Below are 17,526 nucleotides of genomic sequence, written 5' to 3'. Positions count from 1 at the left end.
TTAAAATTGGTTATCATCCAGCCTCACTCTTCGTCCGGATAGCCCGATGTCTACCATTATTGATACCTTTATTGCCCCATTTTGCCATGATCCGATTGAGTATCTCTATCAGGATGACCACCTGATATTAATCAATAAGCCCTCGGGGCTACTTAGCCTGTCGGGAAAAAATCCCCAAAACTTGGATTCAGTGCATCATCGTATGGTCAAAATTTTTCCTGAATGTACACTGGTTCATCGTCTCGATTTTGGGACATCAGGATTGATGGTGGTGGCTCGCAATAAAGCCATTAATGCCGCCCTTTGCCACCAATTCAGCCAACGCACTGTAGGCAAAATGTATAGTGCGCTACTTTGTGGGCATTTGGATGATGATGAAGGTGTGATTGATGCACCGATAGCTAAAGATCCCGCGCTGTTCCCGCTCATGTCGATTAGTGCAATTAATGGCAAGCCCGCTCGCTCCCGCTATCGCGTTATTGAACGTTTTTATCGAGAGTTGGATGATGGGGGGCAGTTACCGTTAACTCGGGTGCAACTTACGCCAGAAACGGGGCGGACTCACCAACTCCGTATTCATTGCCAGCTGTTAGGGCACCCGATTTTGGGCTGTGATTTATATGGTGGTCGCCTGTTACTAGGAACCGAACAGACTCCGCGATTGATGTTACATGCCTGCGAACTGGATTTTATCCATCCGGTCACCGGTGAACCGCTCAATACCCATAATGCCAGCCCGTTCTAAGCGGATATTATTGCGAATTACCACATCAAATCATCAGGGATTTTAAAGTCTGCGTATGGGTCGTCTTCGTCTTGCGCTTCCTGACTCAATGCATTATTTAATACGATATAGCTCTCATCACGCTGAGCAATTTTGTCGGCAACAACCGCAGGGATAATCGCGTATTCATTCACTTCTGGGTTGTCCGTTAATAAACGCGCGATGGCGAGACGCCCACTAATGAGCTGAGCTTGAGTGGTTTTATCCACAGAGACGTTTTTAATGAGATTATTATCAGTGAAGTTAAAACTGATATCGCCTCTTGCGATATGAATTCTATTCATTTCAATCAGCTGCTTCACTTGTGCTTTTGCTTCTTTCGATAACACCGCTTGTTTTTGTTGTTCGCTTAGTTGCTTATCGCGCTCAAGCTGTGCTTTTTTGTTTTCTTCTACGGCTTCTCTAGCTTCTCGAGCCTGAACTCGTGATTTTTTTGCTGTTCTTTGGACTTTCGCCATTTTTTTGCTGGTGACGAGTCCCGCTTGGAGCATCTGCTCTTGTAAGGTAAGTTTTGCCATATTGGTTTTAAGCCCATTGAATAAGATTTGAGGGATTATACCTGTTATTTCAGCGGGAGTGTTAGGGAATGGGGAGCCACAATATACACAGCGTATTGCGGCTCCTTGATGTACTTCTAGTCGTACATGAAAGTTACACCAATCACAGATTGCACCTTTCCGGCCGTAACTTGCCCTTTGGTTCTAGCATAATTGGTCGTTAAACCTAAATTTACTGCCGATGTTCCGACTCGCCCCAACTGGACATTCTGATTAGCAGAGATCGCCGTTCCATTACGCAATATTTGAATTCCAATTCCTGTTGCCGTATTAGTACCAGAAAGCGTATTCGCAAATATCGAGGTACTGGTATCCGTCGCACCAGATAAATAATAAGAAATATTTTGATTGGATGCACAATGAATAGAAATAGGGACAGGCTGAGCACTGCCTGGATATTCAGGTAATGTCACCACAACATTACGAGAAGAGACATCGCAGCCACCCGTAGGAACAACCACATCATTATTGGCGTATAAGTTCCATGTAAATGTCGATGTATTGATATTTCCGCCACCGGGGATATCTGAGCCGACTTGGTACATAACCAGCGTCGCAAAATGCGTTCCTTTTTTTAGTACAACGCCCCCCGCCGCTGAAACTGGCGTCAGATACAACTGCGTATTCCAAGGCGTAAAACTACCTGAATTGAAATTTTGTTGATGAGTTGCGGAATTTAATGGGAATGGATAGCTAGAACCATAGTATCTTAATGAGCCTGTAAAATTTGTTAAGACACCACCATAAGCAGAACCTCTGGTCATACTCACTAAGTCTTTTCGTCCTGTAGGATCATCGTTCCGACAAGAAATGGATTGCGATAAATCGACAACTAAGTTTTGTCCCGTTTGAACACTGGGTACAAGATTAACGTAGGCATTTGCAGTCGCAGGACTTTGAGTGTAACTCAAGACGTTGCCTGTTGTGTCACGGCAGGTAAATGCAGATGCTGAAGAAATCCCAGCAAAATAAATAAACGCGTTAACCGACAGTAACTTCAACACTTTTTTTATATTCATAACGTAACTCACTGATAAGTGTAGGTGACATCAATAGTCGCTTGTATGCTTCCTTGCGTCGCACCGCCTTTCACCGACAATGCTCTAACCTGTAACGGGAAACTTGTCGATAATGTAGAGTCATTGACCTGTAGTTTTTTCTGAACGCCGTTATTTAAATTGTTACCCGCGGTATCTTGTAATTGCAGTTGGATATTCGTCGCCGTTCCCTGATTTTTGTAATATCCCGTGGTATCCGTCGTTCCTTTGAATGTCGCCGTTACCGCAGATGTTCCAACCGGGCAATTCACTAAATCCAACGTCACCTCATGCCATTGTGAGGCAGCACCAGGAGACACCAAATTGAAGGTATACAGATCCCCTAAATCCACATTCGCGGTTGTTGTCGCTACCGTACAAGGCTTAGCAACCACACTTCCATTAACCGTAACAGTTACATCTGCTGCAAATGTTGACGTGATGGATAACGAGATCAATCCCAATATCAGTGCCGTCCTCATTTTCCATTTCTTATTTATCATGACATCCCCCCGCTTACTGAAATTCAAGAGTAAAAGTTGCGGTTGCACGAATATGCCCAGCCACAACAGGCGTCTTAGACGCCATTAATCGGGCATTGAAATGTAGCGTATTACTCTTACCAGCCATCAAGGGTGTCCATGAAATATTATTGCTATCTGCATTGAGTACCAGAGGCGTTCTAGCACCATCTAAGATCTGTATTCCCACGCCAGAAGCATTAGCACTACCCGCCTCCAAAGCAAGTAATGACTTATTATTTCCATCTGCAATGCCCACAAAACCGACTTTGACCGCTGTCACCGCTGTCCCACAAGGCGTGAGGTCAATACTAAATGGAACAAGCGGCGTCACTTCGCCGTTAGAATGTAGCTGTTTCACTGCATTTATCAGTAAATCAACAACTTGATTTTGTGATCCCGGGGCAACGGCACAGGTATTATCCTTAATATTGCCTTTAATATTTATCGTACTGTCTGCGGCAAATGCATTTTGACATAGCAGCATAAATGTCAGCATCGTGGCAGAAAAAACGGTTGATTTGTCAGACACTATTCGCTCCTTAGAGGCATTCTGCACGGTACTTACTGAGTATTTCTTGCTGGCTCTGTTCCGGCAAAGTGTAGTTAACATGGCACTGTGCATCAGGACCATCGCCCCAACGAGCAATAAGCTGTCCCGAGAGTGGTAATCCGGTTAAGTAAACTTGACCATCATCCGCAACAATACTGCCGCCGCTGTTCTCTTCTGAGGAAACGACCGCACCAAATGGCACGGGTTTTCCATTTCGCAGCAATGTCATCAATACCTTCACACCGACTTTAGGGTGGAAATCTGCACGGACAACCGCACCACGAGTAGGAACAACGCTCACAACCGGATCTTCGAGGTCAACATTATTCGCCAAAGTGTTTGTGTTGAGAGCAATGCGATTTTCACGATACTCGGTGGCATACGGTAAAACCGCATAGCCACGCCAATCTGTCTCTACGCCAGTTTGATTCTCAACTTTGACATGCCCAGCACCCGGTGCTTTGACCAATACCACAGTGTCATTCATCGGCTGGCTCAGTGTGACGCCGTTAGCATGCGCTAAAATGCCGCCACTAAAGCCGTAATAAATTTGGCGGAAGCTATCGGTATAGCTATAACCGACGTTCGCATTACCATATGCCCCACGGTAATTCAACGAGGTATACCCAGTCGCCGAAGACGTTCCTTGCCCACCTCCGGAATACCCAGTTTGTACGCTATAACTTAAATTATTATCTTCTAGCAATGTGCCATACAAACCGGCGGTGTTGGTCATTCGCCCTTTCAGATCATTGGATACGTTGTAGCTAGCACTGGCATTGCGCCAGATAGACTGACTATCTGAACGAAGCCAATGACTAAACGGAATATTCACGTTCAGCGCCAACATTTGGTCATTCGATTCTTGCCAAGAATTCTTAGATAAACTGTAACTTAAGCCCCAGTTAATTCCTTCAATTAGCGTATTAATACCAACCTGTAATTGCTTATCAGATTTACTAGTATTCCAATACGTTTCATGACTTCCCGTCACATATAAAGTGGATTGCTCTCCGATTTGCTGAGTTAAACTCAACTGAACTTTTTCACGCTTGTTGTACGCTAAATTGTAATAATCTGAGAATTTTGGCGTGACATAGATGACACCATCTTGGGTTGCCAAGTTGTACCCATCCATGCGCTTGTAAGTCGTATCCGCAAATGAGTAATACCCTTTTGTGGAATAGCGATAACCAGCAAGCTGAATAATTGTGCCCGTCTCATTCAAAGACTTGTTATATAGGAACCGTATTGATTGCCCTTCATGGTTACTGTCATCTGGCAACTTAGCATTCGCATGAGTAATATCGACAGATAGCGCCCCAAATATGCCAATATTTTTACCGATACCCGCATTAATAGCTTGATAGCGATTTGCCAATTGCGTTCCACCATATAATGTCCAACCATATGATAAACCACGCATTACTGTACCTTGTAAAAAAGTTGGTTTTTCTTGTTGCCCATTACCTGAACGGTAATCACCCACCGTGACCGCATATTGCGTGTGACCTTCACGTTGTAATAAAGGTACGGATGAATAAGGCACTGTAAAACTTTTGGTTGAACCATCTGCTTCAGTGATCGTGACTTGAAGGTCGCCACTGCTCCCTGCGGCATAGAGATCATTAATAACAAATGGCCCCGGCGGGAAAGTATTACGGTAGATTTCATAACCATTTTGTTTAATGGAAACATCTGCCGTACCTTGTGCCATCCCACGAATAACGGGCGCAAAGCCTCGCTGACTTTCCGGTAACATATTGTCATCCGACGCTAATTGAATACCGCGAAAATTAAAGCTATCAAAGATGTCACCTGGCGTATAACTGTCACCAATCGTTAAACGGGAACGAATCTGATTAATCCCACGTTCAAGATAAGTATTAATATGCTCCCAACGCGTTTCACTGTTCGCACTCCCTGTACTGTGACTCCATGTCGAGTTATCACGTAAGCGCCACGCCCCAAAATTTAATCCACTTTGCAGGTTTAAATAGCTGTAGCTGCTGTTTTTACCATCTTGGTTACGTGCATTACTTCCTGTCAGGCTATAGTTTAAAATTCCAGCCGTAATACCCGAATCCCATAATTCTGGCGGAATAAAATCTCGGACCCTATCCTTCATAAATAATTGAGGAACAGTGATATTTAAACGCTGTAAACCAACATCGAATCTCGCGGTTGAATCGGTGACCAATGAAGTTAAAGGCTCACAAGTATCCTTGGCTAATTTACTGATCTCAGGAATAGCGAGCGTATTTACCCCCATTTTGGCTAACTCACTTTGAGTTACACATGGCGATAATTCTTTATTATTTTCATCAATGACAAAGCGAACATCACGTGTAAACAGGTAGCCATCATTAAGATAGACATCCACACGGTAAGTACCTTCTGGAACCTCTTGCCCTTTTTCAAAAGCCGATAAGTCAGCCACTGCGGAAGGGTCGTCTGCCAAAAAGCGCGGATTAAAATACAGCTCAGCCCCTGCCCAAGAGGGATACAGAGATATGCCAATAAAGAATGTCAATGGAATTAAGGGAAAACGCAGATCAAATCTACATCCCAAAAATGATCCTTTTTCCGAAATTAATTGCCTTTTTTCAGATGCCAGATATGACATGATCCCTCCAATCCGATCAATGACGTCTCTCAGTAAACTCTTTGATTCAGAATGATATTTAGCGCTTTATTAAGAATAAGAAAGCCAGCCTTTACTGAGTTTTCCCTGTCATTTTCGCAGTTAACGCACCGTAATCATTGATGGTTTTATAGCTAATCGCACCATTCGCATTTACAGGCACATTAATAGATACCTCACCAAACGGAGGAACGAGGGTATTTTCCAATTTCACTGAACCGACATTGAGATCTGTCACTGTGGCGTAATACGGCGTTGGATTGATAACAGACAGCACTTGAGCTTGTCGTTTGAAACGCAATGCTTCAGCAACGGTATCCGGAGAAACCGATAAACCGGTTGGGCGATAATACAATTTGATACGGCTGATAATGGCAAGTTGCAGCGTATTTTCGTTCATCTGAGCCTTATCCATAGCCGGTATCGCTTTAACGTTTAACCAGAAAAGGCTTTCTCTATCTTTCGGTAGCTGGTTATTTGTTGCATCAATAATGCGTAACGTATTTTCTTTTTTACCTTTCATCGAAAACAGTGGTGGTGTAATCGCAAATTGGTTATCTTTCTGGCCGTTAGCGTTTTCTACCCATGATTGGATAAGAAATACACTTTTGTCATCATTATTTGTTACGGCAAGTTGAACCTGCTTTTGATCCGCAGGATAAATTACGCGAGTTGCACCTAATGCAACCCCTGCATAGACCTGAGTGGATACACCAGAACAGAGTAAGATAAATAAGGCTGTAATAAGTTGACGAGTTATTCTTGTTTTCATGTTTACATCTGTCCTTCTTTGACTAAAAAAATTTAAAATATCTGTGACTATTTTTTTAGATTCTTATTCATAGGTTAGCGAGAACAATGCTTGTGCATTGGCCTTTCCACCGGTAATTTCATAGCTAGTCGCACGATACTTAGCGACAAAATGTAATGTCATATCACCATTGGTGATGTGATCAATTCTTCGAGGTGTGCTGTTTATAGGAATCAACGTATTGGTTGAATCAAAAATAGCTAATCCCACGCCTTGCGCAGTATTCGGTTCATCACCAACAGAAAATATATCGGGGTTCTTATCATTCGCGACCCCAGAAAAAGTGATGGAAACATATTCACTGACAGCCTGAGTACATTCTCGAAGATGAATATCAAAGATAACGGGCGCCGTATCTTGACCCGGAGCATGCAACATATTGGTTCGCAGTTGCCCCATGTTAACGGTCAAAGTTCGATCTGACGTTTCGACACTACAAGCCTCTGCAATCAACACCCCTTGAAAGCGCATTCCGCCGCCGGGAAGCTGAACTTTCCATTTATTTCCAGCTTGCAGAAATGGGGAAAACAGAAGCAGTAGACCAAGCATCAGCCCTCTCATGAATATTCACCTTTTTAGTTTCGTTTATAAAAAACCATCCTTGGTTTATCTAACTCGATATCCTTAACGTTTTTTAGTGATTATTCGTATTGAACAGCAAATGTTGCATCCGCATTAGCAACACCCGCAGTGGTTGCACCCAATGCGAAGTAGCGAGCTTGGAATGGCAGCACGTTAGCACCATCATTTAACGTAATCGGGCTACCAAATGTTGCGCCATCCAGACCTAATGGTACGCTTTTACCATCTAAAATTTGGATACCAACATTTGTTGCTGCACCTGAAGCAGAAGAAGCAACGGATAATACTGTTGGGTTAGCTGCGTTAGCAGATACGCCGGTGAAAGCAACTTTTGCAGAAGTTGCAACTTCAGTGTCACAGTCATTCAGCTGGATATTGAAACCAACAGGACCACTGGTATCGCCTAATTTTGCCAGCTTAGCGGTACGAACTTGACCAAGGCGAACAGTTTGCTCTACAGAGCCAGCATCAACAGCACACGCTGCGTTTACTAACTCACCTTTAAAATGTACAGTGCCGCCATTAACTGTTGTGGTTGCAGCAAAAGCAGCAACTGAACTTAAAGACAGAGCAGAAACAACAACAAGTGCTAATGATTTAACTTTCATAAAGATTCCTTATGTTTATGTTTATTTATTGCAAAAATTAATAATACAAGAGGGTTAAATGACGCCTGATAACACCATAATTAAAATGATCGAATTTAATTGAATTACGATTTTATAATTCAATTAAATTTAAATGTTTTTTAGATGCTATTACCTGTTTTTTGAGTTCCCGTGTTCATAGGGATCAGCAAAGCATTTTATTTGCTCAAAGAAAATATCGATATCATATCTATTCATCTCTAGAGCATTGAATAGGATCATTAGCTTATCAAACGTTATATTATTAACACCATTTTCATAACGTGATATTTGCTGTTGGCTGACATTAATTCTTTTCGCTAATTCAGTTCCGGTTAATCCAGTTCTCCTACGATAAGACTTCAACATTTTGCCAATATTATTTGATAGCGGATCATTCTCTTGCATACTAAACCTCTCAAATCATTTTAGTTGACTAATTTTATGTATTGTCGATAAAGGAAATATTCGTCAACTCTTATTAAGGTATAGAATGATACTTATAGTTAAAAATTGGTTTTTCCGATCAAATAAGTGATATTTGATAGCCAGTAGCTATTATCAGAGCTAATTTTGATCGGTTTTTTCGATCAACTCAGCTAGAGAGTAAAAAAAAGTCTTTATTTATTATAAGTCTAACCAAAGTTAAATTTGACACAAAAAATGAAAATCGAATTTAGACATTTAGACGTTAAAAATCAATTACTCGCAATTCGCGTAATTTAGAAACAATAATTTACAATAAATAAGTAAATTCCACATAAAATAGAAAAAACAAAAAACTTGATCTAGATTTTGAATATTTAATAAAAAACAAAAATATCCGAAATAAGAGTTTTTTCAATAACTAGTCATAAAAAGACTGATTGCAAAATAAGATAGATAAAAGAATAAAATAATCAAAACAGAAATAACCAACAATTATAGACGCCAAAACAATACACTAAAAAGTTATAATTATGTAAAAAAAAATATAAAAAAATGACCTCGATCAATAATCAATATAGTTTACTAATATATAAAATGACATTTTAATTAGAAAAAATTTCTATATTTATAATATTTGAAAGGTTATTAATAAGTTGTTCTTCATTTAGAGGCACCAACCCACCCTGAGAGTATTGTCAATAATTATTAATGATTCGTACTCACAACGCTTTCAGGGAAATCCCACCACTCTAAATTTCTCCCCTAATCCATAACCGTTCCAATAGGTAAGAATAATTTTAGGGTTTTAATGAAAGATTGAAATCTGATGTGAGTACTTCACAGGAAAAATGAGCATTGAAAAAATAGACTATGGACCATCTCGAAGGGTACTAATGAGATTACGCTTCCAATATGGCAAGTAATTAGCCCGTACTTTTCTAGCCAAACGTATAAAAATATTGCTGATAAATGTCAAAATACGATTTAGCCTTTTGCTCAATAACATCAACTAATGAAAAAATTCGTAGTAAAAAAGAATGTATCCACCCTTAAATTTTTATTTAAAATAAGATAAACCAAAGGATTAGCATATTTATTATTATGATAAAACGGATAAATGCTTAATTGAAAATAGTCAAATTCTTGATGGGAATTTTAGATTCTATTATCGAAATAGGCCTAAAAACAACTCGATCAAGAATAAAACTCCAGTATTTTCAAATGATTGAGATTATCTTGAGGTATATCAAGTCAATCTAAGATCAAATGAAAATTTGATTTGCCTTTAATAAATTATCACTTTATTAATATAAGGTAGTCTCTTATTGTTATTATTAATATTTGATATGTTTTTATTGGTTATGAATTTAGTTTCTCATCATAATTAGACTGTAATAAATCGATGTTTCTCGCTCTATTCAAATCATAATTAGACTGTAATAAATCAATGTTTATTTTTTGTTATATTTAAATTAGAAAGAGTAATGCAAATGAAAGAAAAAATTGAAGATTACACTGGGCCTGCTGCAGGCTGGGGGGCAGTTAAAGCCGTTGCTGAAGCGATACGCGAGCAAATGGAAATAGTGCCAGATATTATTACCATGTTTGAAATGAATAAACCGCAAGGTTTTGATTGCCCTGGCTGTGCATGGCCAGATCCTAAACACAGTGCATCATTTGATGTTTGTGAAAATGGTGCGAAAGCCATGGCATGGGAAGCGACAGCAAAAAAAACCACACCTGAATTTTTTGCGAAACACACTGTCAGTGAATTGTTAACATGGGCAGATTACGATTTAGAAAATGAAGGGCGCTTAACTCATCCAATGAAGTACAATGCTCAAACCGATCATTATGAACCAATAGAATGGAATGATGCATTTAACCAAATAGGTCAGCTCTTATCCCGTTACCCCGACCCAAACTCTGTCGAATTTTATACCTCCGGTAGAACCTCTAATGAAGCCGCATTCTTATATCAACTTTTTGCCCGAGAATACGGTACCAACAATTTCCCTGACTGCTCGAATATGTGCCATGAACCAACCAGCGTTGGTCTTGCTGCTGCGATAGGGGTTGGCAAAGGAACGGTGTTACTGGAAGATTTTGATAAAGCGGATTTGGTTATTTGCATTGGTCATAATCCGGGCACTAACCATCCCAGAATGCTCAGCTCCCTACGGGAAATATCAAAACGTGGCGCTAAAATTATCGCCATTAATCCACTTCGAGAGAGGGGATTAGAACGATTTACCTACCCTCAAGATCCGATTGAAATGTTAACGCTTGAGTCTACCCCCTTAGCAGAACATTACTATAAAGTGCGCATTGGCGGGGATACCGCTCTAATGAAAGGTATCATGCGCGTAATTATTGAGCTACACGATGCCGCAGTAGCCAAAGGGCAAGCCCCAATATTAGATAATGAATTTATACAAAACCACACAGTTGGTTTTGATGCGCTTAAACACGATATTCTGTCTACCCGCTGGGAGGATATTTTATCTATTAGTGGTGTAACTCAAAGTGAAATAGAGCAAATCGCTCAGCTCTACATTGAAGCAAAAAGCACCATCATTTGTTACGGCATGGGAATTACTCAGCATCAACATGGTACTCAAAATATTCAGCAACTTGTCAACTTACTGTTGTTAAAAGGTAATATTGGTAGAGATGGTGCAGGAATTTGTCCATTGCGAGGTCATTCGAATGTACAAGGTGACCGAACTGTTGGTATCACAGAAAAACCAAGCCAAGCATTTCTAGATAAAATTGAACAACGTTTTGGCTTTAAGCCGCCAGCAGCTTTTGGGCATGCTGCGGTTGCAAGTCTGCAAGCCATTTCACAAGGTAGTGCGCGGGCGCTGATCTGTATGGGTGGAAATCTCGCGGTTGCAATGCCAGATAAAGATGCCTGTTATAGCGGAATGAAAAAACTCGATTTAGCCGTTCATATAGGAACAAAGCTCAATCGCTCACATTTGTTAACCTCAAAAAATACCTTTTTATTCCCTGTATTAGGGCGTACGGAAAAAGATATTCAAAAATCTGGACCACAAAGTATTACCGTTGAAGATTCAATGTCGATGGTACATGCCTCCCACGGGAAATTAAAACCTGCCAGCCCACATTTGAAATCTGAATGTGCAATTGTTGCTGGACTCGCTAAAGCGACTCTTCCTCACACGAAAGTTGAGTGGGATGAGTTTATGGATGATTACGATAAAATTCGTGATGCCATGGAAGCCATATTACCGGGTTTCGAAGATTATAATGCACGAATTCGTGTTCCTGGTGGTTTCCATCTAACCAATGCAGCCTCACAGCGTAAGTGGTTAACATCATCTGGAAAAGCTAACTTTATGACAACCAAAGGGGTTATTGAAGATCCCAAATCCGCAATACACAGTGAGTTAATTTTGGCGACGCTACGCAGTCATGACCAATATAATACGACGATTTATGGGATGAATGACCGTTATCGTGGTGTTTTTGGGCAACGAGATGTGATGTTTATTAGCGAAGCTCAAGCCAAAAAACAAAATTTATCTGCGGGTGATCGGGTCAATATTATCGCTTTAGATAATGAACAAAAGCGCACAAATCGCCGTTTAGATAATCTGAAGGTGGTAATCTATGATATGGCAGATCGCTGTGTTGCTACCTATTTCCCTGAAGCCAATAATTTAATTGCGCTCGATAATTTTGATCCTCAAAGTGGTATTCCAGCTTATAAAAATATTCCAATTCTTTTGGAAAAAGTGGATGTTGCCTGCTAGTTATTGTGTCCAGATAAAGCAGTCTTGATAACACATCAAGGCTGCTTTTTTTGAAATGCTAGGCATATAAATGTCATTTTTGGGGATAATGGTGTTGATGCAAACTGAGCCGTGTAAGTTATAGCGCCCTTATCCAAGCTTTCAGACTGATATTGAAGTCTATACCACTAAATTCCTCATTTTGACCAGCCTCCCCACTTAAATTTGTTTCAATACCATAAATGAAACAACAGTCTTAAAGCCATTGTGTTATTTTTAATCCAATCAAATGTGATTTACATCACAATCAACCGCAACCTAAGTCAAATTAAATGTTATTTAATGTCATAAAAGTCACATTTCGACATATTTTTTTATACCTTCGATTTTAAATTCATAATTGTTACTAAGCATGTATCTATAAAATACAGTATAGATAATTGAATTTTATTGTTTTTTTTAAATTCAATTGGACGATCTCCTTTCAACATCAAAAATTCCAAATGTAAGTGTTAATAAATGTTATTTTTAATACTTAATTCTGTATTCGACTCTTAAAGTGACAAAAAATGAAATTTATCACTACCAATTTTAAGCACATTACGAGTAAGGATATCGCAACCTTTTGTTATTTATTTAATTTAACAAAGCTAGCGTGTTAGTAATATGTAAATCATGCTTTAAATGAACAAACTCATAAATTTCCTACTATTGTTTTTACTCATATATTGTTTAAAAATAAAAACAGATTCGAGATTAGATATTTGTTTTATTACTTTGTTTTTAATTTGATTCTTATTTAATGTTTTAAGGTTTATGAATGCGTTTAAAAAAAATAGAGGAAATTACGAAATCCTTCACCCAAGCTATCGCCGCCGAAATAGCAAATTTAAGAAGAAAGAAATTATTATCAGGTAAACAATTAGGGTCTCTCATTGGTGTTTCACAACAACAAATTTCACGTTATGAAAATGGTATCTGTGAAATAAATCTATCTACCCTATGCCTGTTACTTCATTATTTAGATGTATCATTAGAATCATTCTTTTACTTTGTTTCTGAACGAATAGAAGAGGAAGAACCTAGGTTACATACGGAGTTTCAAACATTGTTTGAACAGCATGGTTCTTTAGTTTCATTTTAAAACATCATTATCAACTCTATTAAATGAAAATTAATACATTCTATTAATTGAGAATGATTTTTATTCTTGAAAAGATCCAATTAATTATTAGCAGACTAAAAAATAGCCTGGTGATATTTAATTCATTATTTTTTGAAATAAAAATAATTATTATTTATTTCAGAAAATATATTTGAAATAAGCTTAACCAAAATTTTTTACTTTACTTTATTTTATTTTATTTAAGGAAATTAAATTAATGAAAAAGATCATTTTAGCAACTCTGGTTTCTAGTGTAATGAGCGCATCAACTTTTGCCGCAGATGCAGGAAAAGGCGTCGTGACATTTACAGGTTCGATTATTGAAGCACCATGTTCAATCGCACCGGGTGATGAGAGCCAAACTATTGATTTAGGACAGGTCTCTAATGTGACATTACAAGAAGGCAAAATGTCATCGGCACAGCCTTTCGAAATCCATCTTCAAGGGTGTACGTTGAATGCTAAATATACCGATAAAGACGGTAAAGAACATACCTATGACAATATGGTTCAAGTCAACTTTGAAGGTACTGAGTGGATTGAAAATGGTGCCAATACTGGGTTAATCCAAATTACGGGTGAAGCTTCAGGTGCAGGTGTTGCACTGATGAATAAGTCAGGTACCAAAATTAATATCAATAGTTCAACAACTGAACGCGCTTATACCTCAGGTAATAATATTTTAAGTTTCCAAGCCGCTCTGCAAGGTCAATCAGGTGCCAACGTTGTTCCGGGTAGTTTCCGAGCAACAACCAACTTTACTTTGGCATATAACTAATCGTAATTAGTTGTTTTATCAATATTCCCCAGCAGCATCCGCTGCTAGGGGAAATATAGGAGCGTTTGGTGTTGAAGACCCTTTCAGTCAGTGCATTGTTACTTACAACTCAGTTATTCAGTATGCCAGTACAGGCTTCCACACTGTGGGGAAGTATCAAAATGGATGGCAGCATTGTTGACTCGGCATGTGCTATTGATACCGGCTCTTATGAACAAGTTGTCGATATGGGTGCTTTACCGATTGGAACAATACGCCAACAAGGACAAGGTCCTATTCAACCTTTTTATATCACCCTGATTGGTTGCAGTTTAACCCCTTATACCGGCTCCGCTTGGCAAACATTTACGGTGACTTTTGATGGCGCAGCTTCAGGTGATTGGTTTGCAGTAGCCGGAGAAGCTCGAGGAGTCGCACTGCAATTGCAAGATGCAGATGGTCAAGCTATTTATCCAGGAAGATCCACAGAAAAGCAAACTATTACCCCTGGAAAAAAGGTTCTGCATTATGGATTGAGATTGGTTTCCGATAAAAAACCGCTACGTCCAGGCGAATACCAAAGTGCCCTACGTTTTAAGCTTGATTATTACTAATAATAAAAATCTTTTTTTTGACTTTTTTGACCTGTTTTTTGCCTGAATGGAATTTCTAGGGATGTTATTTATGTCTTCATCACAACCTGTATTTTTTCGCCTGAGTAGTTTAGGTATGGCCATTTTATTTTCATTGAGTGGCCTTCCAATGCCTGTATCGGCAGCAGAGGCAATTGAGTTCAATACCGATGTTTTGGATTTAGAAGATAAAAATAACATCAACTTAGAACAGTTTTCTCGTGCGGGCTACATTATGCCCGGTACCTATTCTTTTGCTTTGAAAGTAAACGGCGAGCATTTGTCAGATGTGGTTGTTCCATTCTATACCGCTGAAAATGACCCGCAAGAAAGTGATGCTTGTTTGTCGCCAGAAATCGTCGAACAACTTGGTTTAACCTCATCAGCAAAAAAATCGCTGACATGGTGGCATGATGGTCAATGCCTCGCAGCAAGTAGTTTACCCGGCATGCAAATTCGTGGTGAACTGGCGAACTCATCAATTTATGTCAGTCTTCCACAGGCTTACCTTGAGTACACCGCACCCAATTGGGATCCGCCATCACGTTGGGATGAGGGTATTTCTGCGTTGATGCTCGACTACAACATTAATGCAAATGCCAATAAGTCCCATACCAAGAGTAACGATAACTATGCCTTGAATGGCAACGGTATTGTTGGAATGAATTTCGGTGCTTGGCGATTTCGTGCTGATTGGCAAGGGCGTGTTAACCGCACAACGGGCTCAAACAGTTCGACAAGTAAAGACTTTGAATGGAATCGATTTTATGCCTATCGCGCACTGCCCTCACTCGCAGCGAAATTAGTCTTAGGAGAGGATTACCTTAGCTCAAATATTTTTGATTCATTCCGTTTTATTGGTGCCAGCGTACGTTCGGAATTAAATATGCTGCCACCGAATTTACGAGGCTATGCGCCCGAAGTGACGGGAATTGCGAATACCAATGCCACCGTCATTGTTAGCCAGCAAGGGCGAGTGCTGTATGAAACTCAAGTCGCTCCGGGGCCTTTTCGTATCCAAAACTTAAGTGATGCAGTGAGTGGAACCTTAGATGTCACAGTTAAAGAACAAGATGGAACAACTCAAGAATTTCAAATAGATACAGCAAACTTGCCATATTTAACACGCCCAGGACAAATGCAATACAAACTTGCGTTAGGTCAGCCAACGAATTACCAACGTCACAGCGAAGGCGATACTTTTGCGACCGGGGAATTTTCGTGGGGGATCAACAACGGATGGTCATTATTTGGCGGTAGCCTGAACAGTAAAAACTACAATGCGGTTTCACTGGGTATTGGACGTGATTTATTGGCATTTGGCGCTTTATCTTTCGATGTCACGCAGTCTTTTGCCCGCTTACCTACTACGGGGAGCTTAACTGGCGGTTCATACCGCATCAATTACTCAAAAACATTTGAGTCTCTTGATAGCACAATTCAATTTGCAGGTTATCGATTTTCAGAACGCAACTTTATGTCGATGTCTGATTTCTTAAATGCACTGCAAACGGGTGAGCGTTATGGCGGAAATAAAGAGCTTTACACCATATCACTAAATAAAAATTTTGGTGATTTAGGGATGTCGTTATATCTGAACTATAACCATCAAACTTATTGGGACAGACCAAATAACGATTACTACAGCATCATGTTCTCTAAGTATATGGATATTGGCTCACTGAAAAATATCAGTCTGAACGTATCGGCAAACCGTACCACTTATAACGGTGTAAGAGATGACAGTATATATCTATCGACTTCATTCCCTTTGAGCCATGGTGCCAACGTAGGATATTCGTTAAATAGCAGCCGTTACGATACGACAAATCGAGCGACTTATTACGATCGCATCGATGATAGAACCACCTACCAGTTGAGCGCAGGTAGCAGCAAAAAAGGAAGTACGGGGAGCGCCTTTGTCACCCATCAAGCAGATACCGCGCGTTTAACGGCAAATGTGAACTACATGCATAACCAATATAGTGCCCTTGGTCTATCCGCCAGTGGTGGAATGACGTTAACCACCGAAGGCGGCGGGCTTCATCGTGTTAGTGCTCTCGGTGGAACAAGAATGTTAGTGGATACCGATGGTGTTTCAGGTGTTCCCATCAAAGGATTAGGCGCCCCAATTACCACAAATCTATTCGGTAAAGCGGTGGTGAGTGATGTGAGTAGTTACTACCGGAATAAAGCGCAGATTGATTTAAATTCGCTACCTGACGATGTCGATGCGCAGCAGTCCGTCGTACAGGCCACACTCACTGAAGGTGCTGTAGGGTATCGACACTTTGATGTGGTTTCAGGACAAAAAGCAATGACGGTACTGCGGTTACCCGATGGCAGCTATCCGCCGTTTGGCGCTCAAATACGCAATAGCAAAAAACAAGAGACTGGAATTGTCAGTGACGCAGGAAATGCCTATATCAGCGGTATTAATCCTCTAGGTGTCATGAACGTGACTTGGGGTGAAGAGCAAACGTGCCAGATAACGTTTCCAAAACAGTTGGACTCTTTACAGGATGCGCTACTTCTTCCCTGTATTCCAGTCACGCTACCAGAATCAATGGCAGTAGCAAAAAATTAGCTGATTAAACATGCAGCAAAATTTTACATAACAATTTGAATTAACAAAAAAATGTGACTTTAGTGAGCACGTAGAGATAGAAG

General features: G+C 40.0%; 15 protein-coding genes. 6 read left to right on the top strand and 9 right to left on the bottom strand.

Annotated elements, in window-relative coordinates:
* Positions 1-46 precede the first annotated feature (46 nt).
* Positions 47-745 carry an RluA family pseudouridine synthase gene (locus EL244_RS00680; protein WP_112835854.1) on the top strand — a complete coding sequence of 233 codons (699 nt, stop codon included), beginning with the start codon at positions 47-49 and terminating at the stop codon, positions 743-745.
* A gap of 17 nt (positions 746-762) precedes the next feature.
* On the opposite strand, the gene EL244_RS00675 is transcribed toward EL244_RS00680, so the two are convergent.
* The 9 genes from EL244_RS00675 to EL244_RS00635 all read right to left on the bottom strand — a co-directional run bounded on the left by EL244_RS00675 (position 763) and on the right by EL244_RS00635 (position 8,523).
* Entirely contained in the window at positions 763-1,302 is a 540-nt protein-coding gene (locus EL244_RS00675) for a DUF2058 domain-containing protein (RefSeq protein ID WP_039854648.1), read from the bottom strand.
* A gap of 116 nt (positions 1,303-1,418) precedes the next feature.
* Positions 1,419-2,354: a fimbrial protein gene (locus EL244_RS00670; RefSeq protein WP_392397986.1), complete on the bottom strand. Its 936-nt coding sequence runs from the start codon at positions 2,352-2,354 to the stop codon at positions 1,419-1,421.
* 14 nt (positions 2,355-2,368) lie between these two features.
* The gene (gene fimG, locus EL244_RS00665; RefSeq protein ID WP_039854653.1) at positions 2,369-2,860 is read right to left on the bottom strand and encodes a type 1 fimbrial minor subunit FimG; all 492 of its coding nucleotides are present in this window, start codon (positions 2,858-2,860) and stop codon (positions 2,369-2,371) included.
* Positions 2,861-2,894: 34 nt separating this feature from the next.
* Complete coding sequence (gene fimF, locus EL244_RS00660) at positions 2,895-3,398, bottom strand: type 1 fimbrial adaptor subunit FimF (RefSeq protein WP_006813948.1); 504 nt, start codon at positions 3,396-3,398, stop codon at positions 2,895-2,897.
* A gap of 43 nt (positions 3,399-3,441) precedes the next feature.
* Positions 3,442-6,078, bottom strand: coding sequence for a fimbrial biogenesis usher protein (locus tag EL244_RS00655; RefSeq protein WP_006813949.1), 2,637 nt, complete (start codon positions 6,076-6,078; stop codon positions 3,442-3,444).
* Positions 6,079-6,169: 91 nt separating this feature from the next.
* Positions 6,170-6,868 carry a fimbria/pilus periplasmic chaperone gene (locus tag EL244_RS00650; RefSeq protein WP_039854655.1) on the bottom strand — a complete coding sequence of 233 codons (699 nt, stop codon included), beginning with the start codon at positions 6,866-6,868 and terminating at the stop codon, positions 6,170-6,172.
* Between the two features lie 63 nt (positions 6,869-6,931).
* Positions 6,932-7,468, bottom strand: coding sequence for a fimbrial protein (locus tag EL244_RS00645; protein WP_126458023.1), 537 nt, complete (start codon positions 7,466-7,468; stop codon positions 6,932-6,934).
* An 80-nt stretch (positions 7,469-7,548) separates the two neighbouring features.
* On the bottom strand, positions 7,549-8,097 hold the full coding sequence (fimA, locus tag EL244_RS00640; protein WP_006813952.1) for a type 1 fimbrial major subunit FimA: 549 nt from the start codon (positions 8,095-8,097) through the stop codon (positions 7,549-7,551).
* A 150-nt stretch (positions 8,098-8,247) separates the two neighbouring features.
* Entirely contained in the window at positions 8,248-8,523 is a 276-nt protein-coding gene (locus tag EL244_RS00635) for a helix-turn-helix domain-containing protein (protein WP_006813953.1), read from the bottom strand.
* Positions 8,524-10,034: 1,511 nt separating this feature from the next.
* Between EL244_RS00635 and EL244_RS00630 the strand changes: the two genes are divergently transcribed.
* The 5 genes from EL244_RS00630 (at position 10,035) to EL244_RS00610 (ending at position 17,443) form a co-directional block, all read left to right on the top strand.
* Positions 10,035-12,323, top strand: coding sequence for an FdhF/YdeP family oxidoreductase (locus EL244_RS00630; protein WP_126458020.1), 2,289 nt, complete (start codon positions 10,035-10,037; stop codon positions 12,321-12,323).
* Between the two features lie 799 nt (positions 12,324-13,122).
* Entirely contained in the window at positions 13,123-13,446 is a 324-nt protein-coding gene (locus tag EL244_RS00625; protein WP_126458017.1) for a helix-turn-helix domain-containing protein, read from the top strand.
* A 238-nt stretch (positions 13,447-13,684) separates the two neighbouring features.
* Entirely contained in the window at positions 13,685-14,245 is a 561-nt protein-coding gene (locus EL244_RS00620; RefSeq protein WP_126458015.1) for a fimbrial protein, read from the top strand.
* 68 nt (positions 14,246-14,313) lie between these two features.
* A complete protein-coding gene (locus EL244_RS00615; protein WP_232004558.1) occupies positions 14,314-14,838 on the top strand; it encodes a fimbrial protein in 525 nt (174 codons plus the stop codon).
* Positions 14,839-14,908: 70 nt separating this feature from the next.
* Complete coding sequence (locus tag EL244_RS00610) at positions 14,909-17,443, top strand: outer membrane usher protein (protein WP_126458012.1); 2,535 nt, start codon at positions 14,909-14,911, stop codon at positions 17,441-17,443.
* Positions 17,444-17,526 lie beyond the last annotated feature (83 nt).

Origin of the sequence: Providencia rustigianii (genome assembly GCF_900637755.1) — a bacterium.
GTDB classification, from domain to species: domain Bacteria; phylum Pseudomonadota; class Gammaproteobacteria; order Enterobacterales; family Enterobacteriaceae; genus Providencia; species Providencia rustigianii.
This window is presented reverse-complemented; position numbering and strand designations above follow the sequence as displayed.